Origin of the sequence: Streptomyces sp. NPDC056296 (assembly GCF_042268605.1) — a bacterium.
GTDB lineage: Bacteria > Actinomycetota > Actinomycetes > Streptomycetales > Streptomycetaceae > Streptomyces.
This window is the reverse complement of the sequence record NZ_JBHJRX010000043.1, coordinates 66,075-85,204: the sequence shown is the minus strand read 5'-3', so window position 1 is coordinate 85,204 and position 19,130 is coordinate 66,075. Positions and strand designations below refer to the sequence as shown.

The 19,130-nt window shown below is 73.8% G+C and carries 16 protein-coding genes; 9 read left to right on the top strand and 7 right to left on the bottom strand.

Translation table 11 applies throughout. The annotated features are described in order from the left end of the window. Positions 1–242: 242 nt before the first annotated feature. Both ACFCZF_RS28460 and ACFCZF_RS28455 read right to left on the bottom strand, forming a co-directional pair. Complete coding sequence (locus ACFCZF_RS28460; protein WP_003972894.1) at positions 243–905, bottom strand: response regulator transcription factor; 663 nt, start codon at positions 903–905, stop codon at positions 243–245. Positions 906–1,201: 296 nt separating this feature from the next. Next, entirely contained in the window at positions 1,202–1,879 is a 678-nt protein-coding gene (locus ACFCZF_RS28455; protein WP_376674054.1) for a DUF3000 domain-containing protein, read from the bottom strand. A 150-nt stretch (positions 1,880–2,029) separates the two neighbouring features. Between ACFCZF_RS28455 and hemE the strand changes: the two genes are divergently transcribed. Continuing rightward, positions 2,030–3,097: a uroporphyrinogen decarboxylase gene (hemE, locus tag ACFCZF_RS28450; protein ID WP_376674053.1), complete on the top strand. Its 1,068-nt coding sequence runs from the start codon at positions 2,030–2,032 to the stop codon at positions 3,095–3,097. 662 nt (positions 3,098–3,759) lie between these two features. On the opposite strand, the gene ACFCZF_RS28445 is transcribed toward hemE, so the two are convergent. Continuing rightward, positions 3,760–5,280 (bottom strand): glycoside hydrolase family 3 protein, encoded by a 1,521-nt coding sequence (locus ACFCZF_RS28445; RefSeq protein WP_376674052.1) that lies wholly within the window; start codon positions 5,278–5,280, stop codon positions 3,760–3,762. Between the two features lie 443 nt (positions 5,281–5,723). On the opposite strand from ACFCZF_RS28445, the gene ACFCZF_RS28440 reads away from it, so the two are divergent. Genes ACFCZF_RS28440 through ACFCZF_RS28420 form a run of 5 tightly spaced genes read left to right on the top strand, consistent with a single transcriptional unit; the run spans position 5,724 to position 11,166 of the window. Then, positions 5,724–6,845: a phytanoyl-CoA dioxygenase family protein gene (locus tag ACFCZF_RS28440; protein WP_376674051.1), complete on the top strand. Its 1,122-nt coding sequence runs from the start codon at positions 5,724–5,726 to the stop codon at positions 6,843–6,845. Further along, positions 6,827–8,152, top strand: a complete 1,326-nt coding sequence (locus tag ACFCZF_RS28435; protein ID WP_376674050.1) for a DUF6271 family protein — start codon at positions 6,827–6,829, stop codon at positions 8,150–8,152. Before ACFCZF_RS28440 ends, ACFCZF_RS28435 begins: the two co-directional genes overlap by 19 nt. An 8-nt stretch (positions 8,153–8,160) precedes the next feature. Next, the gene (locus tag ACFCZF_RS28430; protein WP_376674049.1) at positions 8,161–9,393 is read left to right on the top strand and encodes a type III PLP-dependent enzyme; all 1,233 of its coding nucleotides are present in this window, start codon (positions 8,161–8,163) and stop codon (positions 9,391–9,393) included. Further along, positions 9,386–9,958 (top strand): GNAT family N-acetyltransferase, encoded by a 573-nt coding sequence (locus ACFCZF_RS28425; protein ID WP_376674048.1) that lies wholly within the window; start codon positions 9,386–9,388, stop codon positions 9,956–9,958. Before ACFCZF_RS28430 ends, ACFCZF_RS28425 begins: the two co-directional genes overlap by 8 nt. Beyond that, entirely contained in the window at positions 9,958–11,166 is a 1,209-nt protein-coding gene (locus ACFCZF_RS28420; RefSeq protein ID WP_375913740.1) for an MFS transporter, read from the top strand. The genes ACFCZF_RS28425 and ACFCZF_RS28420 overlap by 1 nt, the downstream gene beginning before the upstream one ends. Positions 11,167–11,183: 17 nt before the next feature. On the opposite strand, the gene ACFCZF_RS28415 is transcribed toward ACFCZF_RS28420, so the two are convergent. Then, on the bottom strand, positions 11,184–12,002 hold the full coding sequence (locus tag ACFCZF_RS28415) for a rhomboid family intramembrane serine protease (RefSeq protein ID WP_376674047.1): 819 nt from the start codon (positions 12,000–12,002) through the stop codon (positions 11,184–11,186). 134 nt (positions 12,003–12,136) lie between these two features. Here ACFCZF_RS28415 and ACFCZF_RS28410 point away from each other — a divergent pair, with 134 nt between their 5' ends. Then, a complete protein-coding gene (locus tag ACFCZF_RS28410) occupies positions 12,137–12,499 on the top strand; it encodes a hypothetical protein (protein WP_376674046.1) in 363 nt (120 codons plus the stop codon). A gap of 33 nt (positions 12,500–12,532) precedes the next feature. Here ACFCZF_RS28410 and ACFCZF_RS28405 read toward each other — a convergent pair whose 3' ends face one another. Further along, positions 12,533–13,948: an FAD-dependent oxidoreductase gene (locus tag ACFCZF_RS28405; RefSeq protein ID WP_376674045.1), complete on the bottom strand. Its 1,416-nt coding sequence runs from the start codon at positions 13,946–13,948 to the stop codon at positions 12,533–12,535. A 27-nt stretch (positions 13,949–13,975) separates the two neighbouring features. Next, positions 13,976–14,983, bottom strand: coding sequence for a DUF4349 domain-containing protein (locus ACFCZF_RS28400; RefSeq protein WP_376674044.1), 1,008 nt, complete (start codon positions 14,981–14,983; stop codon positions 13,976–13,978). A 205-nt stretch (positions 14,984–15,188) separates the two neighbouring features. Here ACFCZF_RS28400 and hemG point away from each other — a divergent pair, with 205 nt between their 5' ends. Together hemG and hemQ are read left to right on the top strand one after the other, a co-directional pair. After that, positions 15,189–16,667, top strand: a complete 1,479-nt coding sequence (gene hemG, locus ACFCZF_RS28395; RefSeq protein ID WP_376674043.1) for a protoporphyrinogen oxidase — start codon at positions 15,189–15,191, stop codon at positions 16,665–16,667. A 4-nt stretch (positions 16,668–16,671) separates the two neighbouring features. Then, complete coding sequence (gene hemQ, locus ACFCZF_RS28390; protein ID WP_375913726.1) at positions 16,672–17,403, top strand: hydrogen peroxide-dependent heme synthase; 732 nt, start codon at positions 16,672–16,674, stop codon at positions 17,401–17,403. Here hemQ and ACFCZF_RS28385 read toward each other — a convergent pair whose 3' ends face one another. After that, a complete protein-coding gene (locus ACFCZF_RS28385) occupies positions 17,404–19,026 on the bottom strand; it encodes an alpha/beta hydrolase (RefSeq protein ID WP_376674042.1) in 1,623 nt (540 codons plus the stop codon). Between the last annotated feature and the right edge of the window lie 104 nt (positions 19,027–19,130).

The following is a 19,130-nucleotide window of genomic DNA, read 5'->3' as shown; positions in this document are numbered from 1 at the left end:
GGGGTCTGTGGGCAGGGAGTTGGCGGCAGGGGTGGTGGGGGGGGCCCCTTTCTCGGTGGGGCAGCCTCCCGGGGGGGCAGGGGAGGGGGAACCCAACCCACCCCCCCCCCATCCCCCCACCCCCCCCCCCACCCCCACCGGGGGGTCGTAAACCAGTCAGGTCGGTGAAAGATCGGCTGTGGGGGAGGCGGGGAGATGGGGAGACGGGGCGGGCGGGGGAGAGCGGTCGGGATCGGCAGCGGTCAGTGGATGATGCCGGTCCGCAGGGCCACGGCGACCATTCCGGCGCGGTCGCCGGTGCCGAGCTTGCGGGCGATGCGGGCCAGGTGGCTCTTGACGGTCAGGGCGGACAGTCCCATCGAGACGCCGATCGCCTTGTTCGACTGGCCTTCCGCGACCAGTCGGAGCACCTCCACCTCGCGGCCGGAGAGCTCGCGGTAGCCGCCCGGGTGGCTCGGGGCGCCCGGGGGGCGGCGGTGCAGGCGGGCGGCGGCGGCGCCGATGGGGGCGGCGCCCGGCCGGGTGGGGAGCCCGACGTTGGTACGGGTGCCGGTGACGACGTAGCCCTTGACGCCGCCGGCGAGGGCGTTGCGTACGGCGCCGATGTCGTCGGCGGCGGACAGGGCGAGGCCGTTGGGCCAGCCCGCGGCACGGGTCTCCGACAGCAGGGTCAGGCCGGAGCCGTCGGGGAGATGGACGTCTGCGACACAGATGTCGCGGGGGTTGCCGATGCGGGGACGAGCCTCCGCGACGGACGAGGCCTCGATGACGTCGCGCACACCGAGCGCCCACAGATGGCGGGTGACGGTGGAACGGACGCGCGGGTCGGCCACGACCACCATGGCGGTCGGCTTGTTCGGGCGGTAGGCGACCAGGCTTGCAGGCTGCTCGAGGAGAACGGACACCAGGCCTCCTGGGGTGCGGGACGGGGCCGGCTCTTGGGGTTGAAGCCGGGACGAACCGTGCTTTCAAGGTCACAGTCGTCTTCGGCACCGAACCCGTCCGCCTTTAGAGAATGATCACGATCTGGTGAGTAACAATCCGAGCAATTCGGACACGCGGTCGATCATTCGAAGATCGAACGGTTTCGCACTTTGTCGATACGAGGCCGAAAGTGGCCGTGTCGACAAAGTGACGGAACGTTTCCCGGGCCGGACGGGCGCCCGTGACGGAGAAAGCGGTAAGGGGTCGGGGGGAGGGCTCAGCGCGACTGCGGTCCGCGCCGCTGCGGCAGCGTCACGATCGACGCGTCGCCCGGCGCGGCCGGCGGCAGCCCCGCGACCTGGGCCAGCAGATCGCACCACGAGGCGAGGTGCGCCGCGGTGTCCGGGACACCGCCCAGCCCCTCGCGCGGCGTCCAGGACGCCCGGATCTCGATCTGCGAGGCGGACGGGCGCGACGAGAGCCCCCCGAAATAGTGGGAGCTCGCCCGCGTGACCGTGCCACTGGGCTCCCCGTACGTCAGACCGCGCGCCTGGAGCGCGCCGGTGAGCCAGGACCAGCACACGTCCGGCAACAGCGGATCCGCGGCCATCTCCGGCTCCAGCTCGGCACGCACCAGCGTCACCAGCCGGAAGGTGCCGCGCCAGGCGTCGTGCCCGGCCGGATCGTGCAGCAGCACCAGCCGCCCGTCCGCCAGGTCCTCGTCGCCGTCGACGACCGCGGCCTCCAGCGCGTACGCGTGCGGGGCGAGCCGCTTCGGTGGGGGCACCGCCTCCACCTCGATCTGCGGCCGCAGCCGTGCGGCCCTGAGCGCCTCGACGGCGGCCGTGAAAGCCGGCGGTGCCGTACTCCCCGTATGCCGGGCCTCCTCCTCGGTACCCTTCGGTTCGTCCATTCCGCCAGCGCCGTCCGACAGTCGTCCCTGAGCCGCAGCCATGCGGGGAAGATTAAGGGGAACGGCGCCTCGGCGCAGGGAGGGACACCCGCGTGCGGACGCGATGTCCGGATCACGCGGTCCCGCGGGGCGCGCGGGAGCCGCCCCACCCGAGGTCGGGCGCTGTCGGGGCGACATGCGAGACTTGCCGGTGTGAGTGCCAACCAGAGCCCCGCGGGCAAGCAGCCGACCGCCACGTACGACTCCGCTTTCCTCAAGGCGTGCAGGCGTGAGCCGGTGCCGCACACCCCCGTGTGGTTCATGCGGCAGGCCGGGCGCTCACTGCCGGAGTACCGCAAGGTGCGCGAGGGCATCCCGATGCTCGAGTCCTGCATGCGGCCGGAACTGGTCACGGAGATCACCCTCCAGCCGGTGCGCCGGCACGGCGTGGACGCGGCCATCTACTTCAGCGACATCGTGGTCCCGCTCAAGGCCATCGGCATCGACCTCGACATCAAGCCGGGCGTCGGCCCGGTCGTCGAGAAGCCGATCCGCACCCGCGCGGACCTGGCACAGCTGCGCGACCTGACCCCCGAGGACGTCTCCTACGTCACCGAGGCGTTCGGCCTGCTCACCGCCGAGCTCGGCGCCACCCCGCTGATCGGCTTCGCCGGCGCGCCGTTCACCCTCGCGAGCTACCTCGTGGAGGGCGGCCCGTCCCGCAACCACGAGCACACCAAGGCGCTCATGTACGGCGACCCGCAGCTGTGGGCCGACCTGCTGGACCGGCTCGCCGACATCACCGCCGCCTTCCTCAAGGTGCAGATCGAGGCGGGCGCGGGCGCCGTCCAGCTCTTCGACTCCTGGGTCGGCGCGCTGTCCCCCGCGGACTACCGCCGCTCGGTGATGCCCGCCTCCAGCAAGGTCTTCGAGGCCGTCGCCGGGTACGGCGTGCCGCGCATCCACTTCGGCGTCGGCACCGGCGAACTCCTCGGCCTCATGGGCGAGGCCGGCGCGGACGTCGTGGGCGTCGACTGGCGCGTCCCGATGGACGAGGCCGCCCGCCGCGTCGGCCCCGGCAAGGCGCTCCAGGGCAACCTGGACCCGGCGCTCCTTTTCTCCACCCCCCAGGCCGTCGAGACCAAGACCCGCGAGATCCTGGACGCCGCGGCGGACCTGGAGGGCCACGTCTTCAACCTCGGCCACGGCGTCCTGCCCGACACCGACCCGGACGCGCTGACCCGCCTCGTGGAGTACGTGCACACCCAGACCGCGCGCTGACCGCGTCCGGCACACCGACCGCCGGGCCGCCCGGTGACCACGGTCTCCGAGCGGCCCACCCGACGCCTGGCGCCGCCTCCGCGCCGCACGGCACCGCCGACTCCACCGGCGGATACGGCAGCCCGCCCACGGCCGCCGACGCGCCGACCGTCCGGCGATCACGGGTTCCGAGCGGCCCACCCGACGCCTGGCGCCGCGTCCGCGCCGCACGGCACCGCCGACTCCACCGGCGGATACGGCAGCCCGCCCACGGCCGCGGCGCGCCGACCGTCCGGCCGCCCGGCGATCACGGGTTCCGAGCGGCCCACCCGACGCCTGGCGCCGCCTCCGCACTTCGCGGCACCGGCCGACTCCACCGGTGAGTAGCAGCAGCTCGCCCATGGCCGCCGACGCGGCGCGGGCCGCCGGACGCCCGGAGCCGTGCGGGCCACCGAGGCGCCGGGGCACCACACCGAGGGCGTAGGCGGCCGGTCCCCACATGGGTGAGCAGTACGTCGTTGAACCGGTCGTGGGCGAAGCCCCGGTGCGGGACGGCCGCCAGTGCCGTCCGCACCGGCGCCACGACCGGCTCCCGTCCCACGCCCCGCTGCGAGGAGCGCCACCTCGGCCGGCACCCGGCACCGGTCTTCGGTGCCCGCCGGGCCGCGCGGCGGCGCGGGCGCTCAGCGCGAGGGCGTGCCGGTGAGGACCTCCGCCGCGGCCACGCCGGAGGCGGCGCTCGCGCCGTGGGTGAAGATCTGGACCGCGCCGGCCGTGAGGGCGCCCGGCAGGCCCATCTCCACCACGATCGCGTCCGGACGGGCGGTGGTGAGACCGGTGACGGCGCGGTCCATCCAGGCGTGCCGGGCCGTGTCGCGGGCGACGATCACCAGGGGTCGTCCCGCGGCCGGTTCGAGGGCGCAGCTCTCCAGCGCGACCGTTCCCTCCTCCAGTTCCTCGCCGCGCACCCGTACGGAGGTCGTGCCCGGCAGCCGCTCGCGCAGCGGATCCGCGACGCCCCACGGGGTCTCCTTGCCGATGGCCATGTTGGTGACCGGGGCCAGCTCGACCACGTGCGGCGCGGAGGTCAGCGGCAGGGCGTCCCGCGCGGCCCCGGCGAGCCGGACGGCGCGGCGGGCGGCGATGTGACCGACACCGTCCCCGGCCGCCTCCCCGGCGGATCCGGCCGCCCGCAGCCCGGCCGACCAGTCGGCGAACTCCCTCACCCGGCCCGCCGCCCCGGCCAGCCGTTCCGCCGACAGCTCCCCGGCGGACACCGCGGTGACCAGCCCCTTGACCAGCAGGTCGACCGTGGCCTCCTCGGCGCTCTCGCCGCCGACGCAGACGGCGTCCACCCCGGCGGCGACGGCCTTCACCGTGGCTCCGTCGATGCCGTGGCGGGCCGTGACGGCGCCCATCTCGATGGCGTCGCTGACGATCAGGCCGTCGTAGCCCAACTCGTCGCGGAGCAGGCCCTGGAGGATTCGGCGGCTGAGCGTGGCGGGCAGGTCGGGGTCGTAGGCCGGCACCAGCAGATGGCCGCTCATGACCGCGCGCACGCCCGCGGCCACGGCCGCCCGGAACGGAGGCAGGGCCTGGGCGGCGATCTCGTCCCGCCCGGCGCCGTAGGCCGGCAGGTCGTGGTGGGAGTCGACGGCGACGTCCCCGTGACCGGGGAAGTGCTTGGCGCAGGCGGCGACGCCGGACGACTGGAGCCCCCGGATCCACGCGGCGGTGTGCCGGGACACCACGTCCGGGTCGGTGCCGAAGGAACGTACGCCGATGATCGGGTTGTCGGGGTTGGAGTTGACGTCGGCGCTCGGCGCGTAGTCGAGGCTCACCCCGGCGGAGCGCAACTGCCGGCCCAGGTCGGCGGCGACGGCCTCGGTCAGCTCCGCGTCGTCGACGGTGCCGAGGGCGAAGTTGCCGGGCCGGGTCGACCCGGTCGCGGACTCGATGCGCGTGACGTCGCCCGCCTCCTCGTCGATGGCGACGATCAACTCCGGGTTCTCCGCTCGCAGTCGCGCGGTCAGCCGGGCGACCTGCTCGACGGAGACGATGTTGCGGGAGAAGAGCACGACGGAGGCCAGTCCGTCCCCGATGTCGCGCAGGACCCAGTCGGGTGCCTCGGTGCCCACGAAGCCCGGTTGCAGGACGGAGAGCGCGAGTCGACGCAACTCGCCGCTGTGCTTGCTGGAGGCCATCGACCGCGCCTTTCAGGTGGTGGCTCTTGGTACAGACCAAGTGGGTGCGCGCTCAGGTTAACCAGCCGTGTCAAGGGGGGCGTTCCCGAACTCGGAAGTAACAACTGGGCCTGTCAGGACGGGTGTTGACACCCTCCCTTGGTCTAGTCCATTGTGAGGCGCAAGTTCGGCGAGGGGCACATGTGACGCCCGTTTCCACGTCGGACGACTTCCGCTTCCGTGACGACCACCCCGGACGAGACGACCCTTCCGGACGAGGGCGCGGACCGGGCGACCCCCTGACCAGGGTCGACCCCGTCCGCCCGAGCCGCCCTCGTCGCCCCGCTCCGCCCCGAGTGCGAGCGGACCCGCTGCCCCCACCGACCTCATGTGCGACGGCCCGACCTCCGTCGCGCACACCGCCGTTGCCCGCACGAGGCGACGGCGAGGATCTGGAGCACCACATGGCGACGCCCGATTCCTACCTCCACCGAGCCCCGTCGGACCTCCCCTATTTCAGCGCGGACGCCGACACCTACCTGGCCCGCACCCAGCTGCGCGACCTGCGCAAGACACGTCCGCTGCGGGTGCTGTCCGAGGAGGACTTCGCCCACTGGCAGACCTACGGATACGTGGTGGTGAAGGAGGCGATACCCGCCGCTTCCGCCCGTCAACTGCTCGACTTCGCGTGGGAGTTCCAAGGGCTCGACCCCGACCGCCCCGACACCTGGTACCAGGACCGCCCGTACCGCTCCGACCTCGACCGGGAACTGCACATCTACGGCTTCGTCGAGGCGTACCACCACCAGCTCGTCTGGGACAGCCGCCAGACCCAGCGGGTCTACGACGCCTTCGTCGACGTCTGGGACTGCGAGGAGCTGTGGGTCACCCTCGACCGGCTCAACCTCAACCCGCCCAACACCGGCAACCGCGACCGCGCCCTCATCGACAAGCCGGACCGCGGCTTCGACATCGAACTGCACTGGGACGTCGACACCTCCCTCGGCGTCCTGCCCCAGCGGGTACAGGGCATCATCGCCCTCAACGACACCAAGCCTGACCACGGCGGCTTCCAGTGCTGCCCCGACCTGTTCCGGCGCTTCGACCGCTGGAAGGCCCTCCAGCCCGACGACCGCGACCCGATCCGCCCCGCGATCGACCGCGAGGACATGCCCGTCGTACGGCCCGACCTGGAGGCCGGCGACCTGCTCATCTGGAACGGCCTGCTGGCCCACGGTGTCGCCCCCAACGTCTCCGGCGAGGGCGTGCGCGCGGTCCAGTACCTGTCGATGATGCCGGCGCTGGAGACCCACCGGACGCTGCGCGACTCCCGCGTCGACTCCTGGCGCACCCTCGCCACCCCCGACTGGAACGCCACGCTCCTCGGCGATGTCCACCGGCACGAGTCCGAGCGTTACGGGCCCGCCGAGCTGAACGAACTCGGCGCCAGGCTGCTGGGCCTGAAGTCCTGGCACGCGGACGCCGGAGCCGACGCCGACGCCGACGCCGACGCCGACAGCACCGTGGCGACGGAAGAGGCGACCGACGAGGCCACCGGGGAAGCCGCATGCGCAGCGTCTGCCTGACCCTTCCCACCGACCGGCCCTGCCCGGACACCATCGCCGCACTCGGTGAGGAAGCGGCCTACGCCGCCGACCACTTCGACGTCGAGGTCCATCTGTTGGTCCTCGACTCCTGCCCGCCACCGGTCCACGCCGCCCACGCCGAGGCCGTACGGCGCCTGCCCGCGCACCCCCGGATCACGGCGCACCATCTCGACGAGGCCGCTCAGCGCGACTTCCTGGAACGGGTGACGGCGCACTCCGGCAGTGCCAAGCCCGAGCTGCTCCTCGACCTGATGCTCCCGGACGGCCTGTCCTACGGCGCCTGCACCAACCGCGCCTTCCTGATCGCGGCGGCGCTCGGCTGCGAGTCCGTCCACCGCAGGGACTCGGACAGCCGGTACCAGAGCGTGGACGGCAGTACGGTCTTCCCCGTCCACCACGAGCTGCTGTCGATCGGCAGACGCGCCGCGGACGCCGTACCCGTCGTCACCGAGTCGACCCTGCCGACGTCCCTGGCGGACCGTCGGGTCGCCATGGTGGGCAGCTCCTTCGTGGGCGAACTCTCCGTGGACATCGCGCAGATCCGCGACACCGATCCCGGCGTCTACCACGACGTCGTCTCCCTCTGGGCGCCCGGACACTGGTCCGCCGAGCAGAAACGGGAGCTGGTCGAGGAGTCCTTCCGCGGCGCGGGTACCGCCTCCTTCGCGGCCGACCACTCGCTGCTGACGCTGGTCGACCCGATGCGGGTGGACATGTGCAACATCGCCTTCCACGGCGACAGCGTCAGCGAACGGGTGCCGTTGCCGCCCGCCCGGGACACCATCGGCAGCGACTACTTCCTCATCCACCTCGTGCACGACGCCGGTCTGCCCGGCGTGCTGCACAACCGGAACATCGTCAACTACCACACGGGCGAACGCAGGACCGGGCCCGGATTCCTCGCCTACCAGACCCGCTTCGCCAAGTTCCTCCTGTCGATGCTCCACTTCCACTTCGTCTACGACCGCATGGCCGAGGCGGGCGACACGCTGCTGGACCGGCACGGCCGGGCCCGCCCCGCCGCCGTCGCCGCCCTGGCCCGCCGGAGCACCGGACTGGACCCGGCGGAGAACGTCCGCCGGCTCGACACCCTCGACACCGCCTACCGGCGACTCGGCGGCCGGTACGCCGACTTCGCCGACCTCCTGGCCACCCGGCGCGAGCGGCTCCTGGACGAGGCGCGCGGCGACATGACGGACTTCGCGCTGCTGACGGAGGCGTGGGAGGACCTGATCGGCGCGGCCAAGACCACGCCCCTCGCTCTCTCGCCCGGGCGGCCCCGGTGAGCGCGGCGATGCGTACGGAGACGAGCGCGGCGATGCGTACGGAGACGAGCGAGGGTCTCAGCGGGCCCCTGGCCGCCGCCCTCGCCGCCGCGACCGACGACCGGATCGTCTACGACCTCGCCGGCATCGAACGCCGCTACGACACCCTGTGCCGCGAACTGCCCGGCATACAGGTGCGGTTCGCCATGAAGGCCTGCCCGGTCGACGAGGTCCTCGGTGCCCTGGCACGCAGGGGCGCCGGTGTCGACGCGGCGAGCCCCGGCGAGGTGGAACAAGCGCTGCGGGCCGGGGTGCCGGCCGCGCGCACGCACTACGGCAACACCGTCAAGTCCGACCGCAACATCGCCGACGCCCACCGGCTCGGCATCCGCACCTTCGCGACCGACAGCCTCCAGGACGTGGCCGCCCTGGCCGTCCACGCCCCCGGCGCCCGCGTCTTCTGCCGGGTGGCGACCGGCGGAGCGGGCGCCGTATGGGGACTGAGCCACAAGTTCGGCTGCCCACCCGCCGACGCCGTCCACGTCATGGAGCGGGCCCGGGACGCGGGGCTGGTCCCGGCGGGGCTGTCCGTGCACGTCGGCTCCCAGCAGATGACGGGCGAGGCGTGGCACACCGCCCTGGAGGACCTGGGCGACACCCTGCGCGCCCTGGGCCGGCGCGGCATCCGCGTCGACCACGTCAACCTCGGCGGCGGCCTGCCCGCGCTCGGCTACCGCGACCGGCACGGCACGCCCCTCGATCCACCGCTGGACAAGATCTTCGCGGTGATCCGCGAGGGGACGGAGGCACTGCGCCGGATCCACGGCGGCCCCCTGGACTTCGTCATCGAACCCGGGCGGCACCTCGTCGCCGACCACGGGGCGATCCGCGCGCACGTCGCCCGCCTCACCGAGCGCCGCGGGGCGGGCGGCGAGCGGCAGTACTGGCTGTACCTGAGCTGCGGCAAGTTCAACGGCCTGTACGAGATGGACGCGCTGCAGTACCGGCTGGTCTTCCCGGGCCACCCGGACGGACCCCGGGTGGCGGCCGTCGTCGCCGGACCCACCTGCGACAGCGACGACGCCTACTCCCACGAGGAGGCACTGGTCCCGGTGCCCGAGGCGCTGGCCTCGGGCGACCCGGTCTGGGTGCTGTCCAGCGGCGCCTACGCGACCAGCTACACCACCCTGGGCTTCAACGGCTTCGCTCCGCTCCCGTACGCCTGGGCGGGCCGCCCGGACGGGGGCGCCGCCGATGGATGACATTGTGCGCGTACGCCGTATCGCCGACGGGGACTGGGACGCCGTCGTGGCGCTGGAACGGGACGCCTACAGCGGACTGGGCCTGTCGGAGGGCCGGGCGGCGCTGCAGTCCCGGGCGGCGGCGTCGCCGGACACGTGCTTCGTCCTGGACGTCGGCCCCCGCACGGCCGGCTACGTGCTGTCCCTGCCCTACCCGCTCCACCGCTACCCGGACCTGGAGCGGGCGGAGGAGACCGCGACCGCCTTCCCGCCCGGGAACCTCCATCTGCACGACATCGTCGTGGCGCCCGGCCTGCGCCGCAGAGGGCTGGCGCGGCACCTCCTGCACCACCTCACCGGCACCGCCCGCACGCGCGGGGACGAGCGGATCTCCCTGGTCGCCGTCGGCGGCACCGAGCGGTTCTGGTCGGCGCGCGGCTTCGTACCCCAACCCGGGGTGATGGCCGCCGGCGACTACGGCACGGACGCCGTCTACATGTCCAGGCCGGTACCGGCGACCGACCGGACCGGACGACGACCGTTCCCGTCCCCACCCCAGTCCACGTCCCTGCGCGAAGTGAGCTGATGCGCGTGTCCCGTCTCCACGACCCCTTCCTGCGCGGCCAGTTGGCGATCGCCGCGCTGTTCCTGTCCCTCGGCTTCCAGTACGCCACCTGGGCCGCGCGGATCCCGGCCGTCAAGTCCGACCTGGACCTGACCGCGGCCGAGGTGGGGGTGCTCCTGATGGCCGCGGGGGTCGGCGCCGCGGTCTCCTTCCCCATGGTGGCGTGGCTGATGCGACGCCTGGGCTCGCGGCGGCTCGCCCTGCTGTCCCAGCTGGGCCTGGCCCTGCTGCTGCTCGCCCTGGCGGCGGCCCCGAACTACCCGGTGGCCCTGCTGGTGATGTGCGCCGACGGCGTCCTCGTGGGCTGCCTGAACGTGGCCATGAACGCGCAGGGCGCCGCTCTGGAGACACGGCACGAGCGCAACACCATGGCGAAGCTGCACGCGACGTTCAGCGCCGGATCACTGCTCGCGGCCCTGCTCGCCTCCGGCATGACCGCCGCGACCGGGTCGGTCGGAGCGCACTTCGGGGTGGCCGCCGCCCTCCTCGTCGCACTGGGGGCGTCCGCGCGGACGGGACTGCTCGACGACGAGGCACCTGCCGACCCCACCGCTACCGCCGAGCGGGCGGAGAAGCAGCCGGGCCGCCGCCGCTGGACCGTCCCCTCCCGCCTGACCCTGTGGATGTGCTGTGCGATGGTCTTCGGCACGGTCGCCGAAGGCGCCATGAACGACTGGTCCGCCCTCTACCTGAAGGACGTCGCCGAGGCGTCGGCGGAACTCGCCCCCCTGGGCATCGCCGTCGTCTCGGGCATGATGGTCGTCGCCCGCCTCTTCGCCGACGGCTGGCGGGCCCGCTGGGGCGACGGCCGGGTCGTCCTGCTGGGCAGCGCGGTGGCCGGTGCCGGTCTCGCCGTCGCCCTGGTCAGCGGCGGCGTCGCACCCGCCCTCGCCGGCTTCGCGTGCATGGGCCTGGGCATCGCCGCCGTGACGCCCTGCGTCTACGCCGCCGCCGCGCGGCAGGGCTCGGACGCGCTGACCCTGGTCGCCGCCATGGGGACCACCGGTCTACTGGCCGGCCCGCCGCTCATCGGCTTCATCGCGGGCGCGAGCAACCTGGCGTGGGGCATGGGCGCGGTCGCCGCGTCGGCGGTCGCCGTCTCGCTGTGCAGCACCCGCATCCGCTGGACCCCGGAGCCCGTGGTCACGGGAGAGCCCTCCCACGCCTGACGCGACACCGCCGACGGTCACCGACCCGGCCGCGCCCGCCGCCCGAACAGCAGCCCGCGTGGTTCGGGCGGGGGCGGGGTGCCGCGTCGCAGCGGCCAGGCGATCACCATGCCGACGACGCAGCCGACGACATGGGCCACATACGCCACGGTGCCCGCGTCGGAGACGGCCCCGCCGGACGAGTAGACCGCCTGGAGCCCGAACCAGAAGCCGAGCACGATCCAGGCCGGCAGGCGCAGCGGCAGGAAGACGAGGAAGGGGACGAGGACCCAGACGCGGGCCTTCGGATACAGCACCAGATAGGCGCCGAGCACCCCGGCGATCGCGCCCGACGCGCCGATCAGCGGGGCGCCCGAGCCGGAGTTGAGAAGGGCGAAGCCGTAGGTCGCCGCGTAGCCGCAGACGCCGTAGAAGAGCAGGTAGCGCACGTGGCCCAGCCGGTCCTCGACGTTGTTGCCGAAGATCCAGAGGAAGAGCGTGTTGCCCAGCAGATGCAGCCAGCCGCCGTGCAGGAACATCGCCGTCAGGACGCTCAGCTCGGGGGACTTGTCGTAGTCCGGCGGCCCGACCACGCAGCCCGGCCCCTGCGGCCCGACCCCGGTGTCGCCCGTCGGCACCAGCCCCGGCAGCCGGTGCTGGAGCAACTCCCGCGGCACCGCCGCGTACTGGTCGAGGAAGGCCTCCAGACGGCACAGCTGGGCGAGACCGACCTCGCCCGTCACGGAACCGGCCGTGCCGGGGGTGAACAGGAAGACCAGGACGTTCGCGAGGATCAGGGCGTACGTCACCCAGGGGGTACGGCGCGCGGGGTTCACGTCATGGACGGGGATGACCACGAGACACTACTGCCCGCCCGCCGGACGGTGAATCGGTACGTCCCCTGAACGCCCGCGTCCGGGTCTGCGTATGTCCTCTCAACCGCCCGCGGCCCGGGGAAGGCGGGGCGCGGGGACGACGTGAGGAACAGGCGATGAACGAACGGGTCACACCGGCTCCGGCGATGCACGCCCTGCCCGACGGCGAGGCCGAGGTCGCCCTCGTGCTGCGTCTGCCGTGGGAGGACGTCGCCCGGCTCGGTCAGGAGGCCGGGCGGCTGGCCGCGCAGATGCAGCGGCCGGTGACACTGGACGAGGCGGTGAGCCACCGGCTGCGCTCCGCGCGGAGCGCGGCGCACGCCAAGCCGGCCGGTGAGCAGCCGCCCGCGGTGAGCGCACCGGGGGCCGCGGCCGCCCCGGCACGCGTGACCACCCCGGCGTCGGTGTCGTCCCTGCCGGCGCGGCCCCCGGCCGAGCAGGCACGGCAGGCCATCGACCGGATCAACGGCACGGCGTAGCGAGCGGTGTGGCGGGCGGCGTGGCGGGCCTGCTCAGGTCTGCCGCTCCACCGCCCTCGCCGCCTTCCGGGCGGCCACCAGTACCGGGTCCCACACCGGTGAGAAGGGCGGCGCGTAGCCCAGGTCCAGGGCCGTCATCCGCTCCACCGTCATCCCGGCCGTGAGGGCCACCGCGGCGATGTCGACCCGCTTGCCCGCGCCCTCGCGGCCGACGATCTGGACACCGAGCAGCCGTCCGGTGCGCTGTTCGGCGAGCATCTTCACCGTCATGGGGGAGGCGCCCGGGTAGTAGCCGGCGCGGCTGGTGGACTCGATGGTGGCCGTCACGAACCGCAGCCCGGCCCGGAGCGCGTCCTTCTCGCGCAGTCCGGTCCGCGCGATCTCCAGGTCGCAGACCTTGCTGACCGCCGTGCCGACCACGCCCGGGAAGGTGGCGTAGCCGCCGCCCGCGTTGGTGCCGATGACCTGGCCGTGCTTGTTGGCGTGGGTGCCGAGCGGGATGTGCCGCTCCTGCCCGGAGACCAGGTCGAGCACCTCCACGCAGTCGCCGCCGGCCCAGATGTTCTCGTGCCCGCGCACCCGCATCGCCAGGTCGGTCAGCAGCCCGCCGTGGGCGCCGAGCGGCAGACCGGCGGCCTCGGCGAGCCCGGTCTCGGGCCGCACGCCGATGCCGAGCACCACCACGTCCGCCGGGAACTCGGCGTCCTCGGTGGCCACCGCGCGCACCCGGCCGTCGTCCCCGGTGAGCACCTTGGTGACCTCGGCGCCGTTCACCATGGTGATGCCGAGGCCCTCCATCGCCTCGTGCACCATGCGGCCCATGTCCGGGTCGAGCGTGGACATCGGCTCCCGGCCGCGGTTGACGACGGTCACCTCGTAGCCGCGGTTGATGAGCGCCTCGGCCATCTCCACGCCGATGTACCCGGCGCCGACGACCACCGCGCGACGGCCGCGTGTGCGTTCCAGCGTGTCGAGCAGCGCCTGCCCGTCGTCCAGCGTCTGCACCCCGTGCACGCCGGGCGCGTCGACGCCCGGCAGCTCCGGACGGATCGGGCGGGCACCGGTCCCGATCACGAGCTTGTCGTACGACGTCCAGGACTCCGCCCCCGAATCGACGTCACGCGCGCGTACCCGCCCGCCGGCGACGTCGAGCTCCGTGACCTCGGTGCGCATCCGCAGGTCGATGTCACGGGCCCGGTGCTCCTCGGGCGTCCGGGCGATCAGCTGGTCCCGGTCGGTCACGTCACCGCCGACCCAGTACGGGATGCCGCACGCCGAGAACGAACTGAAGTGGCCGCGTTCGAACGCCACGATCTCCAGCTCGTCCGGTCCCTTCAGCCGCCGTGCCTGCGACGCCGCGGACATCCCCGCGGCGTCACCGCCGACCACGACCAGTCGTTCTCTCGCCCGTTCAGTCCCGCTCGTACCGCTCGCAGCGCTCATGCCCATGCGAACACGCTACGGGGGCGGGGCATTTCAGTCCTGCCCACCGGGCTCCTCGGCGGGCTTCTCGGCGCGTGCCGCCGCCGGTGCCGGGCGACGCGGCAGCCGGGGCCGTACCAGCCGCAGCCACAGCAGCACCAGCAGCGCCGCCACCACGGCGAACGGCAGCACCGCGCCGAGCGCCACCGCCAGCCAGCGAAGCATCGTCACGAACGCGTCCCAGCCGCCCGCCAGCGCGTCCGTGAACCCGGGGTCGTCGTCCTCCTCCGCCCGCTCCACGGGCGCCTCGGACAGGGAGAGGGTGATGGTGGCCAGGCTCGTGCGGTCCTTCAGCGCCGCCTGCCGGGCGAGCAGCGCCTCCAGCTCCGCCTGGCGGGTGCTCAGCTCGCCCTCCAGCGTCACCACGTCGCTCAGTTTCGTCGCCCGGTCCATCAGCTCGCGGACGCGGGCCACGCTGGCGCGCTGCGACTTGACGCGGCTGTCCACGTCCACGACCTGGTCGGTGACGTCCTCCGCCTTCGCGCTCCGTTCGAGGAGCTTCCCGGCGCCCTCCAGTTCGTCGAGCACCTCCTCGTAGCGCTCCACGGGCACGCGCAGTACGACCTCGGTCTGCTCGTGGCCCTCCTCGTCCCGGGTGGTGGTCTCGTCGCCGACGTAGCCGCCCGCGTTCTCGGTCGCGGTGCGGGCCGAGTCGAGGGCCTTCGGGGCGTCCTCGACCCGCACGGTCAGGGAGGCGGTGCGGATGATGTGGGTCGGGGCGAGCTTCGGCGGCGCGGTCGCCTTGGCGCCCTCCGCCTGGCCGCCCGCGGCACCGGCCCGGTCCTCGGCCGCCGGGCCGTCCGCCCGCGAGTCCCCCTGGGCCGCGGCCTCCTTGGCGCTGCCTGCCGAGTCGGAGCCGCCGCTCGAACCGGTGCACCCGGCGAGGGCGAGGGCCGCGGCCAGCAGCAGGCCGGCCAGGGCGCGGGCGGGCGGTGCGGAACGTCGTGCCGATCGGAGTGCCGATCGTGGTGCCGATCGGCGGGCTGATCGTCGTGCGTGCATGGCGGGTACCCCCGAGGTTCGTGACGACTGACGCTCCTTCGACGCGGGGAGGGGCACGGGCGTTGGCGCGGAACGGTTCCGAAGAGGTCACGGTCTCGACTCGCGGGACCTCTTCCGGGCCGTGCGGCACGACCGCCGGGCCGTGCGGCACGACCGGGTCACCCGGCCCGGCGGCGGTGTCGGTGCCGTCTGAGACGCTGGAGGCATGTGCGCAAGCGAGAGCCCCGCGGGCGAGTTTCCCGCGGACACGGGGCATGTCGTCGTCATCGGAGCCGGAATCGCCGGACTGGCCGCCGCCCACCGGCTGCTGGAACGCGGCGCACGGGTGACCGTGCTGGAGGCCTCCGACCGCGTCGGCGGCAAGCTGCTGCCCGGCGAGATCGCCGGAGTACGCGTCGACCTCGGCGCCGAGTCGATGCTGGCCCGCCGCCCCGAGGCCGTCGGCCTGGCCCGCGAGGTCGGACTCGCCGACCGCCTCCAGCCGCCGTCCACCGCGTCGGCCTCCCTGTGGACCCGCGGTGCCCTGCGCCCGATGCCGGGGGGCCACGTCATGGGCGTCCCCGGCACCGCCGCCGCCCTGACCGGCGTCCTCTCCGAGGAGGGCCTCGCCCGCATCGAGCGGGACGCCGAACTGCCCCGCACCGAGGTCGGCGACGACGTGGCCGTGGGGGAGTACGTGGCGGCGCGCCTCGGCCGCGAGGTCGTCGACCGCCTCGTCGAACCACTGCTGGGCGGCGTCTACGCGGGCGACGCGTACCGCATCTCCCTGCGCTCGGCCGTGCCCCAGCTCTTCGAGGCCGCCCGCACCCACACCTCCCTCACCGAGGCGGTGCGCGCCCTCCAGGGCCGGACGGCCACCTCGCCCTCGACCGGCCCGGTGTTCATGGGCATCGAGGGCGGCATCGGCACCCTCCCGCTCGCGGTCGCGGAGTCGGTGCGCGCGCGGGGCGGCGAGATCGTCACCCACGCCCCGGTGACGGAGCTGCGCCGCACGGCCCCGGACGGCTGGCGGATCGTCGCCGGCGACCGGGAGCTGCACGCCGGCGCGGTCGTCGTCGCCGTCCCCGCCCGCCCCGCCGCCGAGCTGCTGCGCGCCGAGGCCCCGGCCGCCGCGGCCGAGCTGGCCGGTGTGGAGTACGCCTCCATGGCCCTGATCTCCCTCGCCTACCGCCGCTCCGACACCGCCGCGCTTCCCGAGGGCAGCGGCTTCCTCGTGCCGCCGGTCGACGGGCGGACCATCAAGGCGTCCACCTTCGCCTCCCGCAAGTGGGGCTGGATCGCCGACGAGGACCCCGACCTGGTCGTCCTGCGCACCTCCGTCGGCCGGTACGGCGAGACCGAGATCCTCGGCCGCGACGACGCCGGCCTGGTCGCCGTCTCCCGGCACGATCTCGGGGAGGCCACCGGCCTGGCCGCCGAGCCCGTCGCCACCCGCGTCACCCGCTGGCAGGACGGCCTGCCCCAGTACCCCGTCGGCCACCACGCGCGCGTGGCCCGCGTACGCGAACACGTCGCGAAGCTCCCGGGCCTCGCGGTGTGCGGCGCCGCGTACGACGGCGTCGGCATCCCGGCGAGCATCGCGAGCGCGTACGCGGCCGTGGACCAGCTCCGGGGCGACCCGCGGGGTGTGGAGGAGCTCACCGCCCACCCGGTGCGGAGCCTGCACGGCGGAGCGGGAGAATAGGGTCATGAGTGACGACGCCTCCACCCCCGCTGCCGACCGGATCCCCAACAAGGGCAAGCTGGCCAAGGACCTCAATGAGGTCATCCGCTACACGCTCTGGTCCGTCTTCAAGCTCAAGGACGTGCTGCCCGAGAACCGCGCCGGCTACGCCGACGAGGTCCAGGAGCTGTTCGACCAGCTCGCCGCCAAGGACGTGACGATCCGCGGCACGTACGACGTGTCCGGTCTGCGCGCCGACGCCGACCTCATGATCTGGTGGCACGCCGAGACCGCCGACCAGCTCCAGGACGCGTACAACCTCTTCCGCCGCACCAAGCTGGGCCGCGCGCTGGAGCCGGTCTGGTCGAACATGGCGCTGCACCGCCCCGCCGAGTTCAACCGCGCGCACATCCCCGCCTTCCTGGCGGACGAGACGCCCCGCAACTACATCAGCGTCTACCCGTTCGTGCGCTCCTACGACTGGTACCTGCTGCCCGACGAGGACCGCCGCCGCATGCTCGCCGACCACGGCAAGATGGCCCGCGGCTACCCGGACGTGCGCGCCAACACGGTCGCCTCGTTCTCGCTGGGCGACTACGAGTGGATCCTCGCCTTCGAGGCCGACGAGCTGTACCGCATCGTCGACCTCATGCGCCACCTGCGCGCCTCCGAGGCCCGCATGCACGTCCGCGAGGAGGTCCCGTTCTACACGGGGCGCCGCAAGGACATCGCGGAGCTGGTGGCCGGGCTCGCCTGATCAGGCCGCCGGTGCCGCGGCTGATCCGGCCTGCGGCTCGACCGTCGCCCTCGGCTCCGGCTCCGGGCGCGGGGCGCACGACGTGTCCCGCGCCGGGAGGCGGCCGTCCAGCAGGTACGCCTCCAGGTGGCCGTTGACGCAGGCGTTCGGGCCGCCGGCGATGCCGTGCGTCCCCGCGTCCCGCTCGGTCACCAGCACCGAGCCCGACAGCCGCCGGTGCAGCTCCAGCGCGCCGTCGTACGGAGTGGCCGCGTCGTGCTCGGCGGCCAGCAGCAGCGTCGGCGGCAGCTCGCCCGGCCCGGTGCGCACGTCGAGGGGGCGCTGCCGGGGCGCCTGCCAGTAGGCGCACGGCAGGTTCGTCCACACGTTGTCCCACGTCTCGAACGGCGCCCGGCGCGCCAGCCGTGTGTTGTCCCGGTCCCAGACCTCGAAGTCGGTGGGCCAGGACGCGTCGTTGCACTCGACGGCCGTGTACACGGCGTTGGAGTTCTCCGCCCCGACCGCCCCCTCCTCGGTCCGTGTCCCCGCCTGGTCGATCAGCGGCTGCGGATCACCCTTCAGGTAGGCCGACAGCGCCTCGGCGCGGTGCGGCCAGTAGTCGTCGTAGTACCCGGCCTTCAGGAACGCCCCCTGCAACTGCGCGGGGCCCACCGTCCCGCCCGCGGGCTCCGCCGCGAGCCGCGCGCTCGCCTCCTCGTAGCCGTTCTGCACCTCGCGCGGCGTGTCCCCGAGCCCGTACACGGCGTCGTGCTCGGCGATCCACTCCTTGAAGTCCGTCCAGCGGTCCTCGAACGCCGCCGACTGGTCCAGGTTGTTGCGGTACCAGACCTGCTCCGGATCCGGGTTCACCACCGCGTCGAACACCATCCGCCGCACGTGCGACGGGAACAGTTCGGCGTACAGCGCCCCCAGGTAGGTGCCGTACGACGCGCCCATGAACGTGAGCCGCTTCTCGCCCAGCGCGGCCCGTACGACCTCCAGGTCACGGGCGTTGTTGAGGGAGTGGTAGTGCCGCAGCGCGTCCCCGGCCCGTTCGGCGCAGCCGCGCGCGTACGCCTCGGCCTCGGCGGCACGCTCCTTCTTGTACGCGTCCGAGGGCTGCGTGGGCGCCGGCCGGGGGCCCTTGAAGAACTCCCCGGGGTCCTGGCAGGACAGCGGCGCGGAGGGCGCGACCCCGCGCGGGGCGTACCCGACGAGGTCGTACGCCGCCGCGATCCGCTTCCACCGGGGGGCCATGCCGACCAGCGGGAAGTACAGCCCCGAGGCGCCCGGACCGCCCGGGTTGTAGAGCAGAGCGCCCTGCCCGGGCACCTTGCGCTTGCTGTTGTCCGGGTCCTTGTGCGTGGCCCGCACCCGGCTCACGGTGAGCCGGATCTGCTTCCCTTCGGGGTGCGCGTAGTCCAGGGGCACGGCGACCGTGCCGCAGCGCATGGCGCCCGGCAGGTCCTCCGCCTTGGGACACCTGCCGAACTCGATGCCGGTGGCGGCGGCGCGCTCGGCGGCCACGGCGGTGCCGCGCGCCTCGGCGTCCCCGGGCCCGCCCGGAGTTCCCCCCGCCGGCGCGGCCGCGAGAGTGGTCAGCAGCAAGGACCCGGCGGCCGAGTAGAGGGCGGCAGCTCGCATCGCGTATCCCTTCGGTGCACGGTGTGACACAAGGGATGTTTGGTGCGACGACCGGGCAGGGCAAGCACCGCCCGCGGGTGTCGGCGCCGAGTGCCTCCGTACGC